We start from the raw sequence: 22,766 nt of genomic DNA on the forward strand, positions 1-22,766 counted from the left end.
TAATTTTCAAAAAAATGAAAAAATAAACTTACAAAAGTTCTAAATTATGGTATAGTTTATACGTTCAACAAAAAAGGGAGGGATTTTTTTGTGAAAAAGGTCATGTCTTCTGTTTTGGTTGGAGTAATTGTCTTAACGGGTGCTGGGGTCACAACTGCTCCAGTGGAAGCAAAGGAGCAAACAAACAGTGAAGTAACGGCTCAGGCCAGTCGAACTGTTTCAGTAACAAGAACATATACGACATCAAACATCCCAGAAAGTATTGTATATGCAGAGGATGGCTGGGTCGGGATTTTAAAACAAACCTCTATTGAAGAATTAGGATTAGGAAAATATAGAGTCACATTTACTGGAACAGTGGTACGCGATCCGGGATTTAATTAAATAAAACGCAAAGCTGACAGGTGGACAAGCCTGTCAGCTTTTTTCATGAGGATAATAAAGAATCATTTGCATCCGTACCATTTGTTCTCCGGTTTGTTTATACGTGTGCGTCCGGTCCGCTTTAAAACGAATAGAGTCTCCGGCTTTTAAGGTGTATTGTTCATCACCAATGGATAAATCAAGGACTCCCTCAAAAACAGTGATCAATTCCTCTGTTCCCCCAATGTGTTCACTCGCACGAAGCGACCCGCCTCGATCAATTTCCACTCGGTACATTTCAAATTTCCCCCGGTCGTCAAAAGGGAAAGTCGTGTATACACGATATTTTCCATCATCTTCAGTTAAAACCTGTGCATCTTCCTTGCGTACTACCTTGATTTCAGGCTGTGGTGCGTGAATGAGCTCACTAAAAGATACCTTTAATCCGTTGGCGATTTTCCACAAAGTCGTGATGGTAGGGGTCGATTCTCCTCTTTCAATTTGTCCAATCATCGTCTTGCTGACACCAGTTAATTCTGCCATCTTTTCGAGGCTTAATTTTTTTTGATCTCTCAGAAGCCTCACATTTTTAGAAATAATCGATTGTACGTCTTCCATGAAAAAAGCTCCTTTCTCTATTTACTTTATAAAGACCGAACGTTACAATAAAACGTAATGTACGCAATAAAGTAATTAAAGTCTAAATAACGTATAAGGGAGGCGGCATTTTGATTGTATCCATGTTGATCTATGCTTTTGTTAGCAGCTTTACCCCAGGGCCCAACAACATCATGGCCATGGTCTTTACGAATAAATATGGGGTCAAGCAAACATTTCGATTTTGTTTAGGTGTAGGTATCGGATTTCTCGTCATTTTGTGTTTGAGCTGCTTCTTTAATCTCATCCTTTATCAAGTGATGCCGAAAATAGGATGGGTCATGGCGTTCATCGGAGCTGCATACATGATTTATTTAGCGGTCAAAATCATGAAAAGTAAAGGCGGGGATGACGAAACACTTGATCGCTACAATCATTTTATCCCTGGTATGATGCTGCAATTTATCAACCCAAAAGCGATTTTGTATGGATTGACTGTGATTTCAACATTTGTTTTGCCATATGGACAATCTAATATGCAGTATGTCATATGGACGCTGATTCTCGCACTCATTGGCTTTCTTGGTACATTCAGCTGGAGCTTATTTGGCTCTTTGTATAAGCGTTTTTTGACTGCTTACGAAAAACCGTTCCAGTATGTGATGGGGCTGCTTCTGATATACAGTGCGATTTCGATGATATGGGGCTATGTGATGTAAGTAGTCAGGAGCTTGGCAGCTGTCTGCCCATCACAACAGTATCATAATATAATCCGTCACTCAGCCGTTTATCGTTTTTTAATACGCCTTCAATCAAAAAGCCGTGGTTCTCATATAACCGAATAGCTTTTTTGTTCGTTTCCAGCACTTGAAGTGACATCTTCTGTATACCCTGCTGATCTGCCCAGTCGATTGAAGCGGCTAAAAGCTCTTTCCCGATGTGATAGCCCCAAGCATCTTTCTGGATGGCGACGCCAAATGTCACTTTGTGAGCAAATCGCTTGAGTGAATGGCCCTCGCATCTTGAAAAACCGACAATTTTTCTTTCAATAGCAGCGACCAAAAATAAATGCCGGCTTTGCTTGCTATCCTCTTGAATCAAAGCCTCAAATGCTTTTTCATCAAGAAAGGCTTCGCCCGGTTCACGGTCTAAATACTCTGTTTCACCATCGATTTTCAGTCTGAGAGCTGATAACTGTTTGGCATCGGCCGCTGAAGCGGACCGAATATGATAGGTCAACCCACGAACTGTGAAAATCTTTTTAGAGATGATCATTAATGAGAACACCCACCCTTCTTTCCAGTATGTCTATCATACCTGAAACGTGTACATCGCACACTCAGATGTTTTGTATCTTTCAAAAAGGCTAAATGAATAGTATCAAACGTGGAGGTGGAACAAATGAGTAAAGAAAAAGGACATATGGATAAAGCGAAAGGAAAAACAAATCAAGTCAAAGGTCAAGTCAAAGAAAAGCTTGGTGAAGCAACCGATCATCAAAACTTGAAAGCAGAAGGGAAAAAGGATCAAGCAAAAGGAAAGCTTCAAGATAAAAAAGGGGATGTCAAAAATAAGCTGAACGAGTAGAACCGAAACAAGTGCGTTGCTTCATGTATTCCTCATCACATGTCTTTCATCAAAAAAATGAATAGATGTGTGAAAAGAATTGATTATACGTTCTCACGATCATCATGTAGACTTGAGAGAGAAGACATGATCAAGGGAGATGGATGAAATGGAGCACGTGTGGGGAAAAGTTGACGAGTATATCACAGACAAGTTGATTCCTAAAGATGATGTATTGGAGCAAACCCTTACTCATAATAAGCAAGCGGGTCTGCCAGAAATTGATGTGTCACCAGCCCAAGGGAAAATGCTTTATTTATTAGCAAAAACGAAGAATGCAAAGCGCATTTTAGAAATCGGGACACTCGGTGGATACAGTACTATTTGGCTGGCTCGTGCTCTTGAAGAGGATGGGGAACTCATCACATTAGAGGCTGTCAGCCATCATGTACAGATCGCACAGCAAAACATCAGCAGAGCGGGCTTATCAGAACGGGTGAGCATTTTGGAAGGAAAGGCATTAGATACGTTATCTCAGTTAAAAGAGAAGGCTGCGCTTCCATTCGATTTCATTTTCATTGATGCAGATAAACCGAACAATCCGAAATATCTGAAGTGGGCGTTAGATTTCTCGAAAAAGGGAACAGTCATTATTGCAGACAATGTCGTCAGAAATGGTGCAGTCCTTCATGACTCTGATGAGGATGAACGAGTACAAGGAACTCGTGAATTTTTCGATTTACTCAAACAAGAGCCGAGAATAGAGGCAACAGCGATTCAAACTGTTGGGGAAAAAGGTTATGATGGATTTGTATACGGAATCGTCAAATGAAACAAAGCTTAACCACATGTGGTTAAGCTTTTTCTTTTAGAAAAACCATCTAGCAGTGCCCATCAGCATGACGCCGGCAAGAACAGTAAGTGACAGGCTTTTTGTCCAAACAGCAATGAGTACAGTAGGAGTCAAGACAGCCAGATACATCCAGTGAATGGTGACGCCTGTGCCTGTTGATGTATGGATGAAGAGATGCTCTGCAATCAAAGCTGTAAAGATACAAATAGGAATAAACGATAACCATTTCAGCACCACTTCAGGCAGCTGAATACTCCGTACAAATATAAAGGGTACGACTCTCGGAATGACGGTGACGATCATACAACCAACAATGAGCCATAACATAAAGCTGCTAATCATTTATCTGTCACCACCCCAATAGTTGCGACAAGTACAGTTGCTATGAGAACAGCCACATGTGATGGAACAAAATGAAGCAGAACAAACATAGCAATGACCATATACAACACAAGCGACAGGCGATGAGTTAACTTATTTTTGGGTACTGTCTGTAACGAAAGGACTAACAGTGCAGCAAACATCGCTGATAAAGCAAAATCAAGACCAAGCGCTTCAGGATTTGAAATCCAATGTCCAAAAATGCCGCCAAGTATGCAGGCCGCAATCCAGCATAAATACGCCGTTAAGTTCAGTCCGTGCATCCACCTGTTATTCAGCTTTCCTTTCTGCGCTAATTTATTTATCGCTACACCGAAGGATTCATCAGTCAGCAATAGACCGAATCCTATATTTTGTTTCACAGAGTAGCGTGTGAAATGAGGAGCAAGCGTCAGGCTGAGCAATAAATGCCGCAGATTGACAATAAATGTGGTGAAAATAATAGCGGAAAGGGGACTCCCTGTCACAAGCAGTGCACAGATAATAAACTGTGAAGCACCTGCGTAAATAAAAATCGATAAAAGCGCAATGTCCCATATACTTAACTGTGCGCTAATTCCAACAATTCCGAAGGCAAACCCAATACTCATATAACCGAGCAGGGTTGGCACACAATCTTTTATTCCCTCGAGAAACGGTTCATGTTCCGTGCTGGGAATGTGTTTCCTCGCTTCAATATCCAACGTCCTCTACTCCTTTTCTCCGTGGCCACCTATAGTTTTACTTACTATATGAAAACGAATTCAGCATGTCAATACCCGTTTATCTTCTATTATATGAAGAAAAATGGTGACAAAAAAGGATTGAAGTCAACCAGAATTTGTTATAAAGTAGTCTGAAAATAAAAATAAATGAGGTGACGACAATGCTATGGAAGCCTTTATTTGAACATGATGTACCAAACACCCTCCGTCCATAACGGAGAGTGATCTCCGTTTGTGGATATGGCGATCAATATATCCAGTAACGGAGGGGAAAAGATGAAGGAAAAATATATAGGCGCCCTTTACCTAGCAATCGCTGCAAGTATTTGGGGCGGCATGTACGTTGTTGTCAAAGTAACAGTAGCGGTGGTTCCGCCGCTTGAGCTTGTATGGATGAGATATGCTGTAGCAGGAATCGTGCTGGTGTGCACCATTTGGCGCTTGGGCTATTCCTTTCGATTAGATAAAAAAGATATCCCGCTTGTTGTCATGATCGGATTGATCGGAAATTTCCTATCAATTGTGACCCAAGAAATTGGCACCATGTATACGTCGGCACAAATGGGGGCTGTGATCACATCTGCGACCCCTGCTTTTATGGTGCTGTTTGCTTTCTTTCTATTAAAAGAAGCCATGACTGTTCGAAAGTGCGCATCCATCCTGCTTGCTACAGCAGGTGTATGGCTCATGATTGGACCAGTCGCAGTGCACTCAGATGAATTTGTTGGCGGTCTTTCATTAGTTTTCGCTGCTTTAACTTGGGCACTGATGTCTGTTTTGCTGAAACGAGTTCCAGGAAAATACCCTCAAGTTGTGACGACCACATATGCGATCATCATTGCATTCATTGTCTTAACACCAGCTGTTTTATTTCGCTTACCTCATCTAGATGTGGAGCAGATGGCAAGGCCAGAGATTTGGGGCGGCATTCTCTATCTAGGCATCATCTCAACAGCTCTAGCATTCTTTTTGTGGAATAGAGGGCTTCAATTGATGGATGCCTCGAGCGGCGGTCTGTTCTTTTTCTTTCAACCGATCGTAGGGGCAGCTCTCGGCTGGCTGCTTTTAGGTGAAGAGATGGGGATACGCTCATTCATTGGGATTCTATGTATCTTTGCAGGAGTCTATACTGTACTGCGTCAAAAGGAATAAGAAGAGATGTCCCTTATAAAAGGGGCATTTTCTTTAAAATGGACAGGGAAGAGAGTAGAGGTTGGGGGGAAGCAGAATGATACAATTTCCGCATTTGCAAAAAGGACAAACAATTGGCGTCACAGCACCTTCCTCAGGTGTACAGCCATCTTTGCATGACATGTTTCAGCTTTCATGTGAACGAATGAAACATAGAGGATACGATGTCATATGTGGAGAGACTGTCTGGCAGCAGGAAAAGGCAAAATCTGCCCCTGCGATAGAACGAGCAAACGAACTTCAGTACATGATGACATGTGAGGAGATTGACCACATCATCCCACCATGGGGAGGACAGCTGCTTATGGAAGTGTTAGAGCACCTTGATTTCTCATCCATGCAAAAAAAGTGGATTCTAGGTTACTCAGATACGAGTGCACTCCTGCTGGCGCTCACATTAAAAACAGGCATTGCCACAGCGCATGGACCGAACTTAGTCGATCTAAGAGGAGAAGAGCTTGATCAAACGACTGCCATGTGGGAGCGAACACTTTCCGCAAAAGGGGAGACGGAGATAACCCAGTTTTCTTCATCTATGTATCAAAAGGAATGGCAGCATGACAACCCGAGTAAACATGTCTTTCATTTAACAGAACCTACCGCTTGGCATACGGTTGATCAACAAGAAAAGATGGTAAAGGGCAGACTGCTGGGTGGCTGCATTGATGTCATACGTCATTTAGCAGGGACACCTTATGGGGACGTCAAAACTTTTCAGAAAACATTCATAAAAGAGGAACCGATTCTCTGGTATTTCGAAAACTGCGAATTAAATGCTGCAAGCGTGAAGAGATCGCTTGTTCAATTAAAACTAGCAGGTTGGTTTGATCACTGTTCAGGTATGATGTTTGGGCGTAGTGCAGTAAATGTGCCTGTTGAAGGGTATCAGTATCAGGATGTATATGAAGAATTACAAAAGGAATTACAAATCCCCATTTTTTACGACATAGATTGTGGGCATGTCCCGCCGCAAATGACGCTGATTAATGGGGCATATGCAGAAGTACAGCTGCATCCTCAAGGAAAAGCCGTACTAAAGCAAACATTTTTAGCATAAAAAAGGAAAGGGCGAACCCTTTCCTTCATATCACATTACATCCCTTTTGTTTCTTCACCTGCTTTTGGAACTTCCCACGCCGACTCACGGAATACTTTTTCCCATTTAGATACGACAATACATGCAACGGCATGCCCTGGAACATTCACGCCTGTTCGTGCCATATCCATAATTCGGTCAACACCGGCTATGATGGCAACGCCTTCTGCGGGAAGACCTACTGCATGAGCGGTTGCCAAAAGAACAACGAGTGAACCGGATGGCACAGCTGCAATACCTTTACTCGTTAACACAAGAACAAGCATCATTAAAAGCTGCTGTGACAGACTCATGTCGACACCAAACGCTTGTGCAAGGAATACGCAGGCAACCGATAAATATAAACTTGATCCGTCACAATTGAGAGAAAGACCAGATGGAATCACAAAGGAAACAATTCTTTTTGGACACCCGTATTTCTCCATTCGTTCCATCAATTGAGGAAGGACAGTTTCAGTACTCGTAGTAGAGAAGGCAACAAGGAACAGATCCCAAATCATTTTTAATACTTCGAAGTAGTTAAAACGGAAGATCAGTGCGACCAGAGGGAATAAAGCAAAGAGAATAATGAATAATCCTAAAAATACTGTTCCGACAAGCTTCATCATTGGGATTAATAAAACAATGCCATATTGGCCGACAGAAGCAGCCATTAATGCAAGAACCCCAATAGGTGCTGTCACCATCACCATCTGTGTGAGCTTAAACATAATTTGTGCCACTGATTCAAAGAAGGTGAGAACAGGAGCAGAGGCTTTACCGATGCCGCTTGCCGCTACACCAAATAAGATGGCGAAGAAAATGACAGCAAGTAAATCATTCTGAGCCATAACATCGACGATATTGGTTGGAATGATATCTAATACCATTTGTTTAAAGTCAACGACCTTCTCCGTATAACCATCTAATTCCCCAATATCTTTCTTAGCTAATTTAGAGAAATCGAGGCCAACGCCAGGCTTTAGCCCGTTTGCCAATAATAATCCGATCCCAAGAACGATGGTTGTGATGACCTCAAACCAAATGATCGTCTTTAATCCAAGGCTGCCCATTTTCTTCATGCCGCCGCTGCCGGCTGCACCAATAACAATGGTAGAGAAAACGATTGGAACAACGATCATTTTAATCAGCCTGATGAATCCATCTCCAATTGGCCTGAGTGCCATTCCGAAGTCAGGGAAGAAATGGCCGATAAGAGCTCCTATCACCAAAGCGATCATGATTTGAAAAGCGATAAACTTTTTCATCATCTCCTACCTCCTTTAAATGTCTGGAAAAGTTTTAAGAATTTTCCAATAAATAAAAATTCTATGTGGCCATGTTTTGTCCTCCTTTGTATTTAGAAAGATTTTATTTAAGAATCATTGGAATTATGAAGAAAGAGAAGAAAATAGGGCTATTACATGTCTATTGATCTAAGAAAAAATCAATTTTAAAAAACATGAAACTTTTTTAGAAAAATGTATTGACCCTTTTATGTGATTCATGGTATATTTTTATTCGTCGCTGATGACGTATTTGAAACGAAGACGTTCACACACATGCGGCAAACAAATTTTAAAAAGATGTTGACTTAAGAAAAACGATATGTTAAGATAATTAAGTCGCCTGATTAAGCGCCCGTAGCTCAATTGGATAGAGCGTTTGACTACGGATCAAAAGGTTAGGGGTTCGACTCCTCTCGGGCGCGCCAACACAAACCACGCGGGTGTAGTTTAGTGGTAAAACCTCAGCCTTCCAAGCTGATGTCGTGAGTTCGATTCTCATCACCCGCTCCATTTTGAACATGATCTTTGAAAACTAAACAAGACAAAACGTACCTGTTAATTCGAGTTTTTATAAAAAAATCCTATGATACTTCATAGGTAGTCAGTCAAACTGGCGAGGCAGGAAATGATCACATGCTAAGTTCGCTACGTCGTGTAGCAACGCATGTGTGATATGCATCCTGCATACCTCGGAGAGTTTGATCCTGGCTCAGGACGAACGCTGGCGGCGTGCCTAATACATGCAAGTCGAGCGGACAGAAGGGAGCTTGCTCCCGGATGTTAGCGGCGGACGGGTGAGTAACACGTGGGTAACCTGCCTGTAAGACTGGGATAACTCCGGGAAACCGGAGCTAATACCGGATAGTTCCTTGAACCGCATGGTTCAAGGATGAAAGACGGTTTCGGCTGTCACTTACAGATGGACCCGCGGCGCATTAGCTAGTTGGTGGGGTAATGGCTCACCAAGGCGACGATGCGTAGCCGACCTGAGAGGGTGATCGGCCACACTGGGACTGAGACACGGCCCAGACTCCTACGGGAGGCAGCAGTAGGGAATCTTCCGCAATGGACGAAAGTCTGACGGAGCAACGCCGCGTGAGTGATGAAGGTTTTCGGATCGTAAAGCTCTGTTGTTAGGGAAGAACAAGTGCGAGAGTAACTGCTCGCACCTTGACGGTACCTAACCAGAAAGCCACGGCTAACTACGTGCCAGCAGCCGCGGTAATACGTAGGTGGCAAGCGTTGTCCGGAATTATTGGGCGTAAAGGGCTCGCAGGCGGTTTCTTAAGTCTGATGTGAAAGCCCCCGGCTCAACCGGGGAGGGTCATTGGAAACTGGGAAACTTGAGTGCAGAAGAGGAGAGTGGAATTCCACGTGTAGCGGTGAAATGCGTAGAGATGTGGAGGAACACCAGTGGCGAAGGCGACTCTCTGGTCTGTAACTGACGCTGAGGAGCGAAAGCGTGGGGAGCGAACAGGATTAGATACCCTGGTAGTCCACGCCGTAAACGATGAGTGCTAAGTGTTAGGGGGTTTCCGCCCCTTAGTGCTGCAGCTAACGCATTAAGCACTCCGCCTGGGGAGTACGGTCGCAAGACTGAAACTCAAAGGAATTGACGGGGGCCCGCACAAGCGGTGGAGCATGTGGTTTAATTCGAAGCAACGCGAAGAACCTTACCAGGTCTTGACATCCTCTGACAACCCTAGAGATAGGGCTTTCCCTTCGGGGACAGAGTGACAGGTGGTGCATGGTTGTCGTCAGCTCGTGTCGTGAGATGTTGGGTTAAGTCCCGCAACGAGCGCAACCCTTGATCTTAGTTGCCAGCATTCAGTTGGGCACTCTAAGGTGACTGCCGGTGACAAACCGGAGGAAGGTGGGGATGACGTCAAATCATCATGCCCCTTATGACCTGGGCTACACACGTGCTACAATGGACAGAACAAAGGGCTGCAAGACCGCAAGGTTTAGCCAATCCCATAAATCTGTTCTCAGTTCGGATCGCAGTCTGCAACTCGACTGCGTGAAGCTGGAATCGCTAGTAATCGCGGATCAGCATGCCGCGGTGAATACGTTCCCGGGCCTTGTACACACCGCCCGTCACACCACGAGAGTTTGCAACACCCGAAGTCGGTGAGGTAACCTTTATGGAGCCAGCCGCCGAAGGTGGGGCAGATGATTGGGGTGAAGTCGTAACAAGGTAGCCGTATCGGAAGGTGCGGCTGGATCACCTCCTTTCTAAGGATATATGGAGCAGCGTACGTTTTCGTCTTGTTTAGTTTTGAAGGATCATTCCTTCAAAACATGTCTCTAGCGAGACAGGATTGTTCTTTGAAAACTAGATAACAATAAGTAATACATTCACATTGAATGCAATGCAAAGTTCATCACACATAGTGATTCTTTCTAAAGTAAGAAATGGTTAAGTTAGAAAGGGCGCACGGTGGATGCCTTGGCACTAGGAGCCGATGAAGGACGGGACGAACACCGATATGCTTCGGGGAGCTGTAAGCAAGCTTTGATCCGGAGATTTCCGAATGGGGAAACCCACTGCTCGTAATGGAGTAGTATCCATACTTGAATACATAGAGTATGAGAAGGCATACCCGGGGAACTGAAACATCTAAGTACCCGGAGGAAGAGAAAGCAAATGCGATTCCCTGAGTAGCGGCGAGCGAAACGGGAACAGCCCAAACCAAGAGGCTTGCCTCTTGGGGTTGTAGGACACTCTATACGGAGTTACAAAGGAACGATATAAGCGAAGAGGTCTGGAAAGGCCCGCCAAAGAAGGTAACAGCCCTGTAACTGAAATGTTGTTCTCTCCAGAGTGGATCCTGAGTACGGCGGAACACGTGAAATTCCGTCGGAATCCGGGAGGACCATCTCCCAAGGCTAAATACTCCCTAGTGACCGATAGTGAACCAGTACCGTGAGGGAAAGGTGAAAAGCACCCCGGAAGGGGAGTGAAATAGATCCTGAAACCGTGTGCCTACAAGTAGTCAGAGCCCGTTAACGGGTGATGGCGTGCCTTTTGTAGAATGAACCGGCGAGTTACGATCCCGTGCAAGGTTAAGCAGAAGATGCGGAGCCGCAGCGAAAGCGAGTCTGAATAGGGCGCATGAGTACGTGGTCGTAGACCCGAAACCAGGTGATCTACCCATGTCCAGGGTGAAGTTCAGGTAACACTGAATGGAGGCCCGAACCCACGCACGTTGAAAAGTGCGGGGATGAGGTGTGGGTAGGGGTGAAATGCCAATCGAACCTGGAGATAGCTGGTTCTCTCCGAAATAGCTTTAGGGCTAGCCTCAAGGTAAGAGTCTCGGAGGTAGAGCACTGATTGGACTAGGGGCCCCTACCGGGTTACCGAATTCAGTCAAACTCCGAATGCCGATGACTTATCCTTGGGAGTCAGACTGCGAGTGATAAGATCCGTAGTCGAAAGGGAAACAGCCCAGACCGCCAGCTAAGGTCCCAAAGTATACGTTAAGTGGAAAAGGATGTGGAGTTGCTTAGACAACCAGGATGTTGGCTTAGAAGCAGCCACCATTTAAAGAGTGCGTAATAGCTCACTGGTCGAGTGACTCTGCGCCGAAAATGTACCGGGGCTAAACGTATCACCGAAGCTGCGGACTGTTCTTACGAACAGTGGTAGGAGAGCGTTCTAAGGGCTGTGAAGCCAGACCGGAAGGACTGGTGGAGCGCTTAGAAGTGAGAATGCCGGTATGAGTAGCGAAAGACGGGTGAGAATCCCGTCCACCGAATGCCTAAGGTTTCCTGAGGAAGGCTCGTCCGCTCAGGGTTAGTCGGGACCTAAGCCGAGGCCGAAAGGCGTAGGCGATGGACAACAGGTTGATATTCCTGTACCACCTCCTCACCATTTGAGCAATGGGGGGACGCAGGAGGATAGGGTAAGCGCGGTATTGGATATCCGCGTCCAAGCAGTTAGGCTGGGAAATAGGCAAATCCGTTTCCCGTAAAGGCTGAGCTGTGATGGCGAGCGAAATTTAGTAGCGAAGTTCCTGATTCCACACTGCCAAGAAAAGCCTCTAGCGAGGTGAGAGGTGCCCGTACCGCAAACCGACACAGGTAGGCGAGGAGAGAATCCTAAGGTGATCGAGAGAACTCTCGTTAAGGAACTCGGCAAAATGACCCCGTAACTTCGGGAGAAGGGGTGCTTCTTAGGGTGTTAAAGCCCCGAGAAGCCGCAGTGAATAGGCCCAGGCGACTGTTTAGCAAAAACACAGGTCTCTGCGAAGCCGTAAGGCGAAGTATAGGGGCTGACGCCTGCCCGGTGCTGGAAGGTTAAGAGGAGCGCTTAGCGTAAGCGAAGGTGCGAATTGAAGCCCCAGTAAACGGCGGCCGTAACTATAACGGTCCTAAGGTAGCGAAATTCCTTGTCGGGTAAGTTCCGACCCGCACGAAAGGCGCAACGATCTGGGCACTGTCTCAACGAGAGACTCGGTGAAATTATAGTACCTGTGAAGATGCAGGTTACCCGCGACAGGACGGAAAGACCCCGTGGAGCTTTACTGCAGCCTGATATTGAATGTTGGTACAGCTTGTACAGGATAGGTAGGAGCCTTGGAAACCGGAGCGCTAGCTTCGGTGGAGGCATCGGTGGGATACTACCCTGGCTGTATTGACCTTCTAACCCGCTGCCCTTATCGGGCAGGGAGACAGTGTCAGGTGGGCAGTTTGACTGGGGCGGTCGCCTCCTAAAATGTAACGGAGGCGCCCAAAGGTTCCCTCAGAATGGTTGGAAATCATTCGCAGAGTGTAAAGGCACAAGGGAGCTTGACTGCGAGACCTACAAGTCGAGCAGGGACGAAAGTCGGGCTTAGTGATCCGGTGGTTCCGCATGGAAGGGCCATCGCTCAACGGATAAAAGCTACCCCGGGGATAACAGGCTTATCTCCCCCAAGAGTCCACATCGACGGGGAGGTTTGGCACCTCGATGTCGGCTCATCGCATCCTGGGGCTGTAGTCGGTCCCAAGGGTTGGGCTGTTCGCCCATTAAAGCGGTACGCGAGCTGGGTTCAGAACGTCGTGAGACAGTTCGGTCCCTATCCGTCGCGGGCGCAGGAAATTTGAGAGGAGCTGTCCTTAGTACGAGAGGACCGGGATGGACGCACCGCTGGTGTACCAGTTGTTCTGCCAAGGGCATCGCTGGGTAGCTATGTGCGGACGGGATAAGTGCTGAAAGCATCTAAGCATGAAGCCCCCCTCAAGATGAGATTTCCCATTCCGCAAGGAAGTAAGATCCCTGAAAGATGATCAGGTTGATAGGTCTGAGGTGGAAGCGTGGTGACACGTGGAGCTGACAGATACTAATAGATCGAGGACTTAACCTATATTCTAATGTGAAGCATGAACATTGTTATCTAGTTTTGAGAGAACATTCTCTCCATCAGGTTTGGTGGCGATAGCGAAGAGGTCACACCCGTTCCCATACCGAACACGGAAGTTAAGCTCTTCAGCGCCGATGGTAGTTGGGGGTTTCCCCCTGTGAGAGTAGGACGCCGCCAAGCTTGTTATCTTTATATCATCGCGGGGTGGAGCAGTTCGGTAGCTCGTCGGGCTCATAACCCGAAGGTCGCAGGTTCAAATCCTGCCCCCGCAACCAAAATGGTCCGGTAGTTCAGTTGGTTAGAATGCCTGCCTGTCACGCAGGAGGTCGCGGGTTCGAGTCCCGTCCGGACCGCCATTTTTATGACTTGTAAACGAAAACGTATAGTTTCGTTTTTTTTTATGTCTTTTTCTTTCTACAAGTGCCCAAGTTGCAATGAAATGATTTGTGTTTGGCTACACTATAAGAAAGAATAGATAGATTACCTCAACTCAGCCTGGTTTTTTCACACCAGGCTTTCTTTATATCATTTTTAGTTGGAACTGAGACTTATATTCGCTACACTAATACTAACTGTGTTTGACCTCATGTCTACTTAACCAATTGATTGCAAGAAGGGGCTGTCTTTTTATGGATGAATTTGATCTTATTCGCCGAATCACACCAAAAGATACATATCAGCGCTCTTTGATCATGGGCATCGGTGATGATGCAAGTGTTTATCAACCTCATTCACATTGTGAAGAGGTCGTTTGTGTTGATACAATGGTGGAGCATATTCATTTTCGTTTTGACTTTTCCACACCATTTGAAGTTGGCTTTAAGGCAGTGGCAGTCAATGTCAGTGATATCGCTGCAATGGGAGGGACCCCAAAGTATTATCTTGTTTCAATTGCGATCCCGCCTCATGGTGATGAGACAATCGTCACGGAACTTTACGAGGGAATGAAAGCGTTGGCTGACTCTTATCATATGGATTTGATTGGTGGAGATACAGTGGCCACCCGCAGTGACTTTGTCATTACCGTGACTGTGATTGGTGAGGTTTCAAAGGGAAAAGCTTGTTATCGTCACAGTGCGCAGACTGGAGACGTTGTCTTTGTCACAGGTGAACTCGGTTCATCAGCTGCTGGGTTATCAATCTTAAACAAAGCAGCCTCTTCTAAGGCGGTCGATACTGATTTTTTTCTTAAGCGTCATAAAATGCCTCAGCCTCATATTGCTGCTGGACACATTTGTTCAAGTTTCCCGCGTGTGACCTTGAATGATGTGAGTGATGGACTAGCGAGTGAGTTGAATGAAATAGCCGAAGCGAGCTGTGTGATGATCGAGATAGAAGCTGATAAGCTTCCAATTCATCCAGATCTACAGGTGCTCCGCAAAGACTGGCTTGAATGGGTTTTGTTTGGGGGAGAAGATTTTGTTTTGACTGGTACGATACCAGAATCTGATTGGGAAAGCTTTGAATCGCAATGTCAAAAAGAAGGCATTCAGATCACACGTATTGGACAAGTCAAAGATGATCAAGCAGCCAGTGTTATGTTAAAAGACAATGATCAACAAACAATGTTAATGAAAAAAGGATATAATCATTTTAAGAAATGAGGTGACATCACCGGTGAAATTAACATGGACGACAAAAGGTGCGGATGAGACGAAACGAATTGCCGCTGCTTTGGCCAAACTTGTGATGCCAGGCGATGTATTGACATTAGAAGGAGATTTAGGTGCAGGCAAAACCACTTTTTCAAAAGGTTTTGCGGAAGGCTTAGGAATTACCCGTATCGTCAACAGCCCCACCTTTACAATTATTAAAGAATATACTGATGGCAGACTGCCACTTTATCATATGGATGTGTATCGCATGGAAGATGCAGATGAAGAGATCGGACTCGAAGAATATTTTGAGGGTGAAGGTATATGCTTGGTTGAATGGGCACATCTTATTGAGCCTCAATTGCCTTCTTCCTATTTAAAAATAGAAATGCTGAGAACAGAACGTGAAGAAGAACGGCATCTCACGTTTGATGCAAAAGGGGAGCGTTATGAGACCCTTTGTAAGGAGATGAAAGAATTTGACCATACTGGCCATTGATACATCAAACCATACACTAGGAATTGCTCTTGTAAGAGATTTCACTGTGATTGGCGAGAGCATTACGTATTTAAAAAAGAACCATTCCGTCCGAGCGATGCCTACTGTTGAAGCATTGATGAAAGAATGTGGTGTATCACCAAGCGAATTAAGCAAAATCGTTGTAGCAAAAGGACCTGGTTCTTACACTGGCGTCAGAATCGGTGTTACCATCGCAAAAACACTTGCGTGGACGCTGTCTATCCCGATATCAGCTGTTTCGAGTTTAGAAACACTTGCGGCAAATGGCCAATATTTTGATGGGTATATCTCACCTCTATTTGATGCGAGAAGAGGACAAGTTTATACCGGACTATATATGTTTGAAAAGGGTAAGATCAAAGAGGTAGAACCAGATCAAAATATCTTGCTCACGGATTGGCTTCATGAACTGAAGCAGACAGGAAAGCCTGTTCTATTTCTTGGACAAGATGTGCATCTTCATGAAGAGAGCATTCGCTCCATTTTAGGAGAAACGGCTGTACTGGGAGAGGGGACATTTCATAACCCAAGACCTTCAGTGCTTGCATTTTTAGGCGCAGATCGTCCTGCTGAAGATGTCCATCAGCTTGTTCCTAACTATATTCGTTTGGCAGAAGCGGAAGTGAAATGGCTTGAAGGACAAAAATAATCTTCACATAGCAGAGATACGACAAATGACAGTAGCGGATATTCCAGAGGTGTATACGATTGAAGTGCATTCGTTTACAGCGCCTTGGAAAAAGGAATCGTTTGTCTATGAGATTCTTCATAACCAATACAGCCATTATTTCCTCATTGGAGAAGATAAGCAGCCTGTTGGGTATTGCGGGGTCTGGATTGTCATGGACGATGCACAAATTACGAACATTGCGATTCTCCCTGAGCATAGAGGAAAAGGCTACGGGGAAGCATTGCTTCGATATGTCATGGAATTTTGCAAAGAAAAAAAGACAGATCATCTTTCTTTAGAGGTGCGGGTTTCAAATACACTAGCACAATCCCTCTATGAAAAGCTCGGTTTCAGACCAGCTTCTATTCGAAAGAATTATTATACGGATAATGGAGAAGATGCATTAGTCATGTGGGTGAATATAAATGAGTGAACAAACAGATCGATTCATATTAGGTATAGAAACAAGCTGCGATGAAACAGCTGCGTCCATTGTCAAAAATGGAAAGGAAATCGTGGCGAATGTGGTCGCCTCGCAAATAGACAGTCATAAACGATTTGGCGGAGTTGTACCCGAAATTGCTTCAAGGCATCACGTGGAGCAAGTCACCATCGTATTAGAAGAAGTGATGGCACAGGCGGGTATGAGCTTTAAGGATTTAGATGCGATTGCTGTCACAGAAGGACCTGGCCTCGTGGGTGCTTTGCTGATTGGTGTCAATGCAGCAAAGGCACTGAGCTTTGCCCATCAAATTCCTCTTGTTGGTGTTCATCATATTGCAGGGCATATTTATGCAAACCAGCTTGTTGATGAATTGGAGTTCCCATGTTTAGCTCTTGTTGTCTCCGGCGGACATACTGAGCTTGTTTTAATGAAGGAGCATGGATCTTTTGAGGTCATCGGAGAAACTTTAGATGATGCAGCTGGAGAAGCGTACGATAAAGTGGCCCGGACGATGGGTCTCCCGTACCCAGGCGGACCTCATATTGATCGGTTAGCACATGAAGGAGAGCCGACAATTAAGCTTCCTCGTGCATGGCTTGAAGAAGGGTCTTATCACTTTAGCTTCAGTGGTTTAAAATCAGCTGTGATCAACACGTTACACAATGCGTCACAAAAGGGAGAAACGATTGCCCCAGAGAATTTGGCCGCAAGTTTTCAAGCAAGCGTCATTGAGGTGCTTGTTGGGAAAACATTGAAAGCGGCTGAAGCCTATGGCGTGAAGCAGGTCGTTCTAGCTGGAGGAGTCGCTGCCAATAAAGGACTAAGAAAAGCTTTAACCTCAGCATTTACGAAGCTGCCAGAAGTGAAAGTCATTATTCCGCCATTATCTCTTTGCACAGACAATGCAGCCATGATCGCTGCCGCTGGAACCATTGCGTTTGAAAAAGGAATCAGAGGCGATATGGCGATGAATGGCCAGCCAGGGCTACCGCTAGTCTCATATGAATGAAAACTCCTGTGGATTACAGGGGTTTTTATTTTTTATGAAAGCGATTTATTCACATGTAAACGTTATATATCCACAATTGTTAGAAAATTTTGTTTTAAAATGAAGAGGATGTGTATAAATATGATCTTTTTTGTGGATATGTGATTAAAACTCTGTGGATAAAGTGGATAAGTCTAATGTATTTAAGAATAATCAAGAAGTTATTGTGGGTATCATTGTGGATAATAAATTTTCTTTGAAAGAAAAAAGAGTACCTTTTAGGGCACTCTTTAAGCTTCTGACAGCTCTTCCCACTCCGCAAAAAGTGATTCCAGCTCTTGATTGAGCGTATCATTTTCTGTCTGAATGGCTTGGACCTTCTCGTGATCTTGAAAAATATCAGGATCACATAGCAGCTCTTCATTTTCACCGAGCTTGTCTTCGACGACAGCAATGCGTTCTTCAATTTCTTCGATTCTGCGCTGCTTTTGTCTTTCTTTCTTTTTCAGTTCTTTTTCTTCCGCATAAGAAAGCTTTGCCTTTTCTGCTGGCTGTGCAGCTTGTTTTTTAAGCGGCTCATTTTCTTGAAGTGCTTCCAGCTCTAATTGTTCATTTTTCTTTTCAAGATAGTAGTCATAATCACCGAGATATTCTCTTGTTTCTGTAGGCGACAGCTCAAATACTTTCGTAGCAAGACGATTGATAAAATAACGATCATGCGAAACAAATAAGATGGTTCCTGGATAATCGATTAGTGCATTCTCTAAAATTTCCTTACTATCTAAGTCCAGATGGTTTGTCGGCTCATCGAGAATAAGAAAATTGGCTTTTTGGAGCATCAGCTTTGCCAGTGCAAGGCGTGCTTTTTCTCCACCGCTTAATGCATGGACAGGCTTTAAAACGTCATCACCGGAAAAAAGGAAGTTTCCTAAACATGTCCGAATTTCTTTTTCATTCATATGAGGATAGTCATCCCAAAGCTCATTGAGCACTTTTTTCGAGGATGTCAGTTTGGCCTGCTCTTGGTCATAGTAGCCGATCGTGACATGAGATCCAAAAGTGATGTCGCCTTTTACTGGTGTTAATGTGTTCGTTAACGTTTTTAAAAGGGTTGATTTCCCGATCCCGTTAGGACCAATGAGTGCCACACTATCCTCGCGTTTAATCTGAAAAGAAAGAGAGGATAGGAGCGGTGTTTTTTCATCATAACGAATATCGAGATCATGCACCTTCAGCACATCATTGCCGCTTTGTCTCGTAATATCAAAATGAAAGTTTGCGGATTTTTCGTCTCCTAAAGGCTTATCTAAACGATCCATTCGTTCGAGCTGCTTGCGTCTGCTTTGAGCGCGCTTTGTAGTTGAAGCTCTTGCCAGGTTGCGGTCCACGAAATCCTGAAGCTTTGAGATCTCTTCTTGCTGCTTTTCGTATAGTTTCATATCCCGCTCGAGCTGCTCTGCTTTCAGCTCAAGATACTTACTATAGTTCCCTGCAAACTTTTTCATCGAAGTTCTTGAGACTTCATAGACGTGGTTTACGACTTTGTCTAAGAAATAACGGTCATGGGACACGATGAGAATGGCACCTGTATAATTTTGCAAATACTGCTCCAGCCATGATAAGGTATCAATATCTAAATGGTTGGTCGGCTCATCCAGAATTAAGAGTTCTGGTTTCATTAATAAGAGCTTTCCAAGCGCTAGACGGGTTTTCTGACCGCCGCTTAAGGATTGGACGGTTGTCTCATCTTCAAAATGACTAAAGCCGAGTCCATGAAGAATGGAGCGGACATCTGCTTCATATTGATAGCCGCCTTGATCTTTAAATTCCTGCTGCAGCCTGTCATAGGTTTTCATCAAGGCATCCAGCTCAGAACCTGTGGAAGAAGCCATTTTCTCCTCAATGGTTCTCATTTCTTGTTCCATCTCTTTTAAATGATCAAAAACCGATAATAATTCGTCTTTTAACGTACGTGTAGACGTTACATCGGTATGCTGTGCTAAATAGCCGATCGATAGGTCTTTTGGTTTGATGATCTCACCTTGCTCGTAAGACATTTGACCGGCAATGATTTTTAAAAGCGTGGATTTGCCTGCGCCGTTACGACCTACAATGGCAATGCGATCCCTTGCTTTGACTTCCAATTTTATATTCGTTAAAACGGTATCAGCGCCAAACGATTTGGACAGCTGATTCACTTGTAGAATCATCATGTAACTTCACCTCTGCTATAATATGTTAAGTGTAGCTTATCAGCAGTAAACCGGCAAATGTTACATACAATCGCCATATTCAAATGAAAGACAGATAGGAAAAAATAGTGTATCATTTGAGTGAGGGAGCGTTGAAAGATGAGTCAATTTAGCCACTTTAACGAACAGGGAAGAGCAAAGATGGTCGACATTAGTGACAAATCGTCTACAGTGAGAACCGCCGTTGCTGTTTCAAGTGTTCGTATGATAAAAGAAGTGTTTCATAAAATAGAGCAACGTGAAATTGGAAAAGGAGATGTGCTGTCTGTTGCACAGGTTGCTGGCATCATGGCAGCAAAGCAAACATCTACCATCATTCCAATGTGTCATCCGCTTGCACTAAAAGGCGTGGATATCTCCTTTCATTGGGAGGAAGACGGAAATGCGCACATCCTGAACATACAAGTACAGGTAAAAACAAAAGGAAGTACGGGTGTGGAGATGGAAGCGCTCACTTCTGCTTCAGTATGTGCACTGACCGTTTACGACATGTGCAAAGCGATTGATAAAGGCATGATCATCGGTCCTACCTATCTAATTGAAAAGACAGGCGGGAAAAACGGTGATTTTCACAGAGCATCTGATATTTAAGTTGGAGGACCTTATATGAATATAGATCAGTCAAAAATTCCACAAGCGACAGCCAAACGTTTGCCGCTATACTACCGTTTTTTAAAAAATCTGCATGCATCAGGAAAACAAAGGGTGTCATCGGCAGAGCTTAGTGATGCAGTCAAAGTGGATTCTGCCACCATTCGCCGAGATTTTTCGTACTTTGGTGCACTTGGGAAGAAAGGGTATGGCTATAATGTCGATTATCTCTTGACCTTCTTCAGAAAGACCCTTGACCAAGATGAAATGACCAATGTCATGCTCATCGGTGTCGGGAATTTAGGGACTGCTTTTTTACACTATAATTTCATAAAAAATAATAATACAAAAATTTCAATGGCTTTTGACGTCAATGAGAGTAAAATAGGAAGTGAGATAGGCGGCGTGCCTGTCTATGATTTGGATAAGCTTGAAGAGCATGTTCAAGAGGTAGGAGATATCCCTGTTGCGATTTTGACAGTACCTGCCGTAGCAGCTCAATCCATTACAGATCGTTTGATTGCCCTTGGCATCAAAGGAATCCTTAACTTTACGCCGGCTCGATTGAATGTGCCGGAACACATTCGAATTCATCATATAGATTTGGCGGTTGAACTTCAGTCTCTTGTGTATTTCTTAAAGCATTACTCTGTTACGCAGGAGGACTGACGAAAAGGGGTAAAGGGGGTGGAGCAAATGGGTCCGATCGGTCCTGGGAGTTTGATTCTGATTGCGATTGTAGCGCTCATTATTTTTGGGCCGAAAAAGCTTCCTGAATTAGGAAGAGCAGCAGGAGATACACTACGTGAATTCAAAAATGCCACAAAAGGCTTAGCTGATGATCAGGAAGAAAAAAAGAAAAAAGAAGATCAGTAGAATAGGATGAGCTTCATGAATGTCAAAGATATGCCGCTTATGGAGCATATTGTGGAACTGCGAAAACGTTTAGTGATCATTGCGATGTTTTTTGTCGCCTTTATGGTGGCTGGTTTTTTTCTCGCGAAGCCGGTCATTGTGTATTTACAAAATACCGATGAAGCGGCAACACTCACGCTGAACGCATTTAAGCTTACAGATCCACTGTACGTGTTTATGCAGTTCGCATTTGTCATTGCTTTGGTTTTGACGTGTCCCGTTATTTTATATCAGCTGTGGGCGTTTGTGAGTCCTGGCTTATATGAAAAAGAAAGAAAGGTGACACTTGCTTACATTCCGATTGCACTGCTTTTATTTTTGAGCGGTGTGGCTTTCTCTTATTTTATTTTGTTTCCGTTTGTCGTCGACTTTATGATGCGAATGTCGAATGATTTAAATGTAGAGCAAGTCATTGGGATTCATGAGTATTTTACATTTCTGATGCAGTTAACACTTCCATTTGGCTTTTTGTTTCAGATGCCCGTCGTGTTGATGTTTCTCACAAGACTTGGTATCATCACACCGATGTTTTTATCAAAAATACGGAAGTATGCCTATTTTGTCCTCCTTGTCATTGCCGCACTTATTACACCGCCAGAGCTTGTTTCTCACCTCATGGTCACCTTGCCAATGCTCGTTTTATATGAAGTGAGCATTATCATTTCGAGAGTGACCTACCGCAAAATGCAGCAAACAGAGGAGAAAGAAAAACATTATGTTTCATAAAAAAGCATCATGATCCAATGAGGATCACGATGCTTTTTCTATTGTATAAGAAATTGATTGATCGCGTGAAAGAGGTGCTCATAATAGGCGGGCACATGCGGGACAAAATCATGAACACCCACTTCGATGCTTTCCTCACGTCGTTCTTCGTTTGCATCAACTTGAAAGCCCTCGATTCGAATTCTTTCACATGTCCCTGTTAACAGCTGCTGCGCATCAAGCAGCTTTGCTCTGTACAGACCAGCGACTTCTTCTTTCTGTAGATGAACTTCCATGTGCTCAACTTGATTCATATAAAGGTACACATGGCAGAACTCACGATCGATGAACGAAGGCATATGGATTTCATCCTGTATGACACCTGCAAAGGTGAGGTTCTCAAAAGGGATGGAAAGACCAAGTTCTTCTTCTACCTCTCTTAAGCCACCAGAAGGCTGTTCATCTGCGAGAAGATGGCCCGCTGCGGTGATATCAAACAGAGAAGGAAAATCCTTTTTTGCGGGACTTCTTAACTGAAAATAGAGATACATGGTGTTATGCTCTTTTTTAAGAAGCCAGAAATGAAATGTTTCATGCCAATGGCCTTGGGCGTGGACAACTGAACGAGCGGCAGCTCCAATTGTTTCATGCTGATCATTGAATATACGAAGTTTTTCATGTTCCATGAAGATACATCCTCCATAAAAAAACCATTTTCCAA

At 44.2% G+C, this 22,766-nt stretch carries 22 protein-coding genes, 4 tRNA genes and 3 rRNA genes; 22 read left to right on the plus strand and 7 right to left on the minus strand.

Annotated elements, in window-relative coordinates; translation table 11 throughout:
* Window positions 1–90: 90 nt before the first annotated feature.
* Window positions 91–384 (plus strand): hypothetical protein, encoded by a 294-nt coding sequence (locus NSU13_RS02845; protein ID WP_277722400.1) that lies wholly within the window; start codon window positions 91–93, stop codon window positions 382–384.
* A 33-nt stretch (window positions 385–417) separates the two neighbouring features.
* Here the strand turns inward: NSU13_RS02845 and NSU13_RS02850 are convergent, their stop codons facing one another.
* Window positions 418–981: an XRE family transcriptional regulator gene (locus NSU13_RS02850; protein WP_024425428.1), complete on the minus strand. Its 564-nt coding sequence runs from the start codon at window positions 979–981 to the stop codon at window positions 418–420.
* A 110-nt stretch (window positions 982–1,091) separates the two neighbouring features.
* Between NSU13_RS02850 and NSU13_RS02855 the strand changes: the two genes are divergently transcribed.
* Complete coding sequence (locus NSU13_RS02855) at window positions 1,092–1,679, plus strand: LysE family transporter (protein ID WP_024425429.1); 588 nt, start codon at window positions 1,092–1,094, stop codon at window positions 1,677–1,679.
* 4 nt (window positions 1,680–1,683) lie between these two features.
* Here NSU13_RS02855 and NSU13_RS02860 read toward each other — a convergent pair whose 3' ends face one another.
* On the minus strand, window positions 1,684–2,235 hold the full coding sequence (locus NSU13_RS02860; RefSeq protein ID WP_342489839.1) for a GNAT family N-acetyltransferase: 552 nt from the start codon (window positions 2,233–2,235) through the stop codon (window positions 1,684–1,686).
* 126 nt (window positions 2,236–2,361) lie between these two features.
* On the opposite strand from NSU13_RS02860, the gene NSU13_RS02865 reads away from it, so the two are divergent.
* Window positions 2,362–2,547 carry a CsbD family protein gene (locus NSU13_RS02865; RefSeq protein ID WP_024427790.1) on the plus strand — a complete coding sequence of 62 codons (186 nt, stop codon included), beginning with the start codon at window positions 2,362–2,364 and terminating at the stop codon, window positions 2,545–2,547.
* Between the two features lie 148 nt (window positions 2,548–2,695).
* On the plus strand, window positions 2,696–3,358 hold the full coding sequence (locus NSU13_RS02870) for an O-methyltransferase (protein ID WP_025093548.1): 663 nt from the start codon (window positions 2,696–2,698) through the stop codon (window positions 3,356–3,358).
* A 36-nt stretch (window positions 3,359–3,394) separates the two neighbouring features.
* Here the strand turns inward: NSU13_RS02870 and NSU13_RS02875 are convergent, their stop codons facing one another.
* A complete protein-coding gene (locus NSU13_RS02875) occupies window positions 3,395–3,721 on the minus strand; it encodes an AzlD domain-containing protein (protein ID WP_025093547.1) in 327 nt (108 codons plus the stop codon).
* Window positions 3,718–4,443 (minus strand): AzlC family ABC transporter permease, encoded by a 726-nt coding sequence (locus NSU13_RS02880; RefSeq protein WP_024425434.1) that lies wholly within the window; start codon window positions 4,441–4,443, stop codon window positions 3,718–3,720. Before NSU13_RS02880 ends, NSU13_RS02875 begins: the two co-directional genes overlap by 4 nt.
* A 297-nt stretch (window positions 4,444–4,740) precedes the next feature.
* Between NSU13_RS02880 and NSU13_RS02885 the strand changes: the two genes are divergently transcribed.
* Both NSU13_RS02885 and NSU13_RS02890 read left to right on the plus strand, forming a co-directional pair.
* Window positions 4,741–5,616, plus strand: a complete 876-nt coding sequence (locus NSU13_RS02885; protein ID WP_024425435.1) for a DMT family transporter — start codon at window positions 4,741–4,743, stop codon at window positions 5,614–5,616.
* Between the two features lie 76 nt (window positions 5,617–5,692).
* Window positions 5,693–6,712: a S66 peptidase family protein gene (locus tag NSU13_RS02890; protein WP_342489840.1), complete on the plus strand. Its 1,020-nt coding sequence runs from the start codon at window positions 5,693–5,695 to the stop codon at window positions 6,710–6,712.
* Between the two features lie 35 nt (window positions 6,713–6,747).
* Here NSU13_RS02890 and gltP read toward each other — a convergent pair whose 3' ends face one another.
* Window positions 6,748–7,998 (minus strand): glutamate-aspartate/proton symporter GltP, encoded by a 1,251-nt coding sequence (gene gltP, locus NSU13_RS02895; RefSeq protein WP_024425437.1) that lies wholly within the window; start codon window positions 7,996–7,998, stop codon window positions 6,748–6,750.
* Between the two features lie 369 nt (window positions 7,999–8,367).
* Between gltP and NSU13_RS02900 the strand changes: the two genes are divergently transcribed.
* The 12 genes from NSU13_RS02900 to tsaD all read left to right on the plus strand — a co-directional run bounded on the left by NSU13_RS02900 (window position 8,368) and on the right by tsaD (window position 17,603).
* A tRNA-Arg gene (locus tag NSU13_RS02900) sits at window positions 8,368–8,444 on the plus strand.
* An 11-nt stretch (window positions 8,445–8,455) separates the two neighbouring features.
* Window positions 8,456–8,529, plus strand: a tRNA-Gly gene (locus NSU13_RS02905).
* Window positions 8,530–8,705: 176 nt separating this feature from the next.
* A 16S ribosomal RNA gene (locus NSU13_RS02910) occupies window positions 8,706–10,254 on the plus strand.
* Window positions 10,255–10,436: 182 nt separating this feature from the next.
* A 23S ribosomal RNA gene (locus tag NSU13_RS02915) occupies window positions 10,437–13,367 on the plus strand.
* A gap of 61 nt (window positions 13,368–13,428) precedes the next feature.
* A 5S ribosomal RNA gene (gene rrf / locus NSU13_RS02920) occupies window positions 13,429–13,544 on the plus strand.
* Together the 16S, 23S and 5S rRNA genes with 4 tRNA genes alongside form the textbook arrangement of a ribosomal RNA operon.
* Before the next feature lie 18 nt (window positions 13,545–13,562).
* Window positions 13,563–13,639: transfer RNA gene (locus NSU13_RS02925), tRNA-Met, on the plus strand.
* A 4-nt stretch (window positions 13,640–13,643) separates the two neighbouring features.
* Window positions 13,644–13,720: transfer RNA gene (locus tag NSU13_RS02930), tRNA-Asp, on the plus strand.
* 273 nt (window positions 13,721–13,993) lie between these two features.
* Complete coding sequence (gene thiL, locus NSU13_RS02935; RefSeq protein WP_342489841.1) at window positions 13,994–14,968, plus strand: thiamine-phosphate kinase; 975 nt, start codon at window positions 13,994–13,996, stop codon at window positions 14,966–14,968.
* 13 nt (window positions 14,969–14,981) lie between these two features.
* Window positions 14,982–15,458 carry a tRNA (adenosine(37)-N6)-threonylcarbamoyltransferase complex ATPase subunit type 1 TsaE gene (gene tsaE / locus NSU13_RS02940; protein WP_034283027.1) on the plus strand — a complete coding sequence of 159 codons (477 nt, stop codon included), beginning with the start codon at window positions 14,982–14,984 and terminating at the stop codon, window positions 15,456–15,458.
* Window positions 15,439–16,128 (plus strand): tRNA (adenosine(37)-N6)-threonylcarbamoyltransferase complex dimerization subunit type 1 TsaB, encoded by a 690-nt coding sequence (tsaB, locus tag NSU13_RS02945; protein ID WP_342489842.1) that lies wholly within the window; start codon window positions 15,439–15,441, stop codon window positions 16,126–16,128. The genes tsaE and tsaB overlap by 20 nt, the downstream gene beginning before the upstream one ends.
* A gap of 25 nt (window positions 16,129–16,153) precedes the next feature.
* Complete coding sequence (gene rimI / locus NSU13_RS02950) at window positions 16,154–16,582, plus strand: ribosomal protein S18-alanine N-acetyltransferase (RefSeq protein ID WP_342489843.1); 429 nt, start codon at window positions 16,154–16,156, stop codon at window positions 16,580–16,582.
* On the plus strand, window positions 16,575–17,603 hold the full coding sequence (gene tsaD / locus NSU13_RS02955; RefSeq protein WP_024426735.1) for a tRNA (adenosine(37)-N6)-threonylcarbamoyltransferase complex transferase subunit TsaD: 1,029 nt from the start codon (window positions 16,575–16,577) through the stop codon (window positions 17,601–17,603). The genes rimI and tsaD overlap by 8 nt, the downstream gene beginning before the upstream one ends.
* Before the next feature lie 269 nt (window positions 17,604–17,872).
* Here tsaD and NSU13_RS02960 read toward each other — a convergent pair whose 3' ends face one another.
* On the minus strand, window positions 17,873–19,795 hold the full coding sequence (locus tag NSU13_RS02960; protein ID WP_268437167.1) for an ABC-F family ATP-binding cassette domain-containing protein: 1,923 nt from the start codon (window positions 19,793–19,795) through the stop codon (window positions 17,873–17,875).
* A 138-nt stretch (window positions 19,796–19,933) separates the two neighbouring features.
* Between NSU13_RS02960 and moaC the strand changes: the two genes are divergently transcribed.
* Genes moaC through tatC form a run of 4 tightly spaced genes read left to right on the plus strand, consistent with a single transcriptional unit; the run spans window position 19,934 to window position 22,066 of the window.
* Window positions 19,934–20,425: a cyclic pyranopterin monophosphate synthase MoaC gene (moaC, locus tag NSU13_RS02965; protein ID WP_024424463.1), complete on the plus strand. Its 492-nt coding sequence runs from the start codon at window positions 19,934–19,936 to the stop codon at window positions 20,423–20,425.
* 15 nt (window positions 20,426–20,440) lie between these two features.
* Entirely contained in the window at window positions 20,441–21,094 is a 654-nt protein-coding gene (locus NSU13_RS02970; RefSeq protein WP_008355687.1) for a redox-sensing transcriptional repressor Rex, read from the plus strand.
* Window positions 21,095–21,121: 27 nt separating this feature from the next.
* Window positions 21,122–21,301, plus strand: a complete 180-nt coding sequence (locus NSU13_RS02975) for a twin-arginine translocase TatA/TatE family subunit (RefSeq protein WP_008355689.1) — start codon at window positions 21,122–21,124, stop codon at window positions 21,299–21,301.
* Between the two features lie 6 nt (window positions 21,302–21,307).
* Window positions 21,308–22,066 (plus strand): twin-arginine translocase subunit TatC, encoded by a 759-nt coding sequence (gene tatC / locus NSU13_RS02980; RefSeq protein ID WP_098676753.1) that lies wholly within the window; start codon window positions 21,308–21,310, stop codon window positions 22,064–22,066.
* 38 nt (window positions 22,067–22,104) lie between these two features.
* On the opposite strand, the gene NSU13_RS02985 is transcribed toward tatC, so the two are convergent.
* Window positions 22,105–22,731 (minus strand): NUDIX domain-containing protein, encoded by a 627-nt coding sequence (locus NSU13_RS02985; protein WP_024426732.1) that lies wholly within the window; start codon window positions 22,729–22,731, stop codon window positions 22,105–22,107.
* Window positions 22,732–22,766 lie beyond the last annotated feature (35 nt).

The organism is Bacillus sp. FSL M8-0049, assembly GCF_038593355.1.
Taxonomy (GTDB): domain Bacteria; phylum Bacillota; class Bacilli; order Bacillales; family Bacillaceae; genus Bacillus; species Bacillus safensis.

Bases quoted from the DNA above. Each gene is read 5' to 3' on its own strand.
- NSU13_RS02865 (WP_024427790.1), top strand. From the start codon at position 2,362: ATGAGTAAAGAAAAAGGACATATGGATAAAGCGAAAGGAAAAACAAAT.
- NSU13_RS02850 (WP_024425428.1), bottom strand. From the start codon at position 981: ATGGAAGACGTACAATCGATTATTTCTAAAAATGTGAGGCTTCTGAGA.
- NSU13_RS02875 (WP_025093547.1), bottom strand. From the start codon at position 3,721: ATGATTAGCAGCTTTATGTTATGGCTCATTGTTGGTTGTATGATCGTC.
- tsaD (WP_024426735.1), top strand. From the start codon at position 16,575: ATGAGTGAACAAACAGATCGATTCATATTAGGTATAGAAACAAGCTGC.
- NSU13_RS02960 (WP_268437167.1), bottom strand. From the start codon at position 19,795: ATGATGATTCTACAAGTGAATCAGCTGTCCAAATCGTTTGGCGCTGAT.
- gltP (WP_024425437.1), bottom strand. From the start codon at position 7,998: ATGAAAAAGTTTATCGCTTTTCAAATCATGATCGCTTTGGTGATAGGA.
- NSU13_RS02970 (WP_008355687.1), top strand. From the start codon at position 20,441: ATGAATATAGATCAGTCAAAAATTCCACAAGCGACAGCCAAACGTTTG.
- NSU13_RS02860 (WP_342489839.1), bottom strand. From the start codon at position 2,235: ATGATCATCTCTAAAAAGATTTTCACAGTTCGTGGGTTGACCTATCAT.
- NSU13_RS02885 (WP_024425435.1), top strand. From the start codon at position 4,741: ATGAAGGAAAAATATATAGGCGCCCTTTACCTAGCAATCGCTGCAAGT.
- NSU13_RS02870 (WP_025093548.1), top strand. From the start codon at position 2,696: ATGGAGCACGTGTGGGGAAAAGTTGACGAGTATATCACAGACAAGTTG.
- thiL (WP_342489841.1), top strand. From the start codon at position 13,994: ATGGATGAATTTGATCTTATTCGCCGAATCACACCAAAAGATACATAT.
- rimI (WP_342489843.1), top strand. From the start codon at position 16,154: ATGACAGTAGCGGATATTCCAGAGGTGTATACGATTGAAGTGCATTCG.
- moaC (WP_024424463.1), top strand. From the start codon at position 19,934: ATGAGTCAATTTAGCCACTTTAACGAACAGGGAAGAGCAAAGATGGTC.
- tatC (WP_098676753.1), top strand. From the start codon at position 21,308: ATGAGCTTCATGAATGTCAAAGATATGCCGCTTATGGAGCATATTGTG.
- NSU13_RS02975 (WP_008355689.1), top strand. From the start codon at position 21,122: ATGGGTCCGATCGGTCCTGGGAGTTTGATTCTGATTGCGATTGTAGCG.
- NSU13_RS02985 (WP_024426732.1), bottom strand. From the start codon at position 22,731: ATGGAACATGAAAAACTTCGTATATTCAATGATCAGCATGAAACAATT.
- NSU13_RS02890 (WP_342489840.1), top strand. From the start codon at position 5,693: ATGATACAATTTCCGCATTTGCAAAAAGGACAAACAATTGGCGTCACA.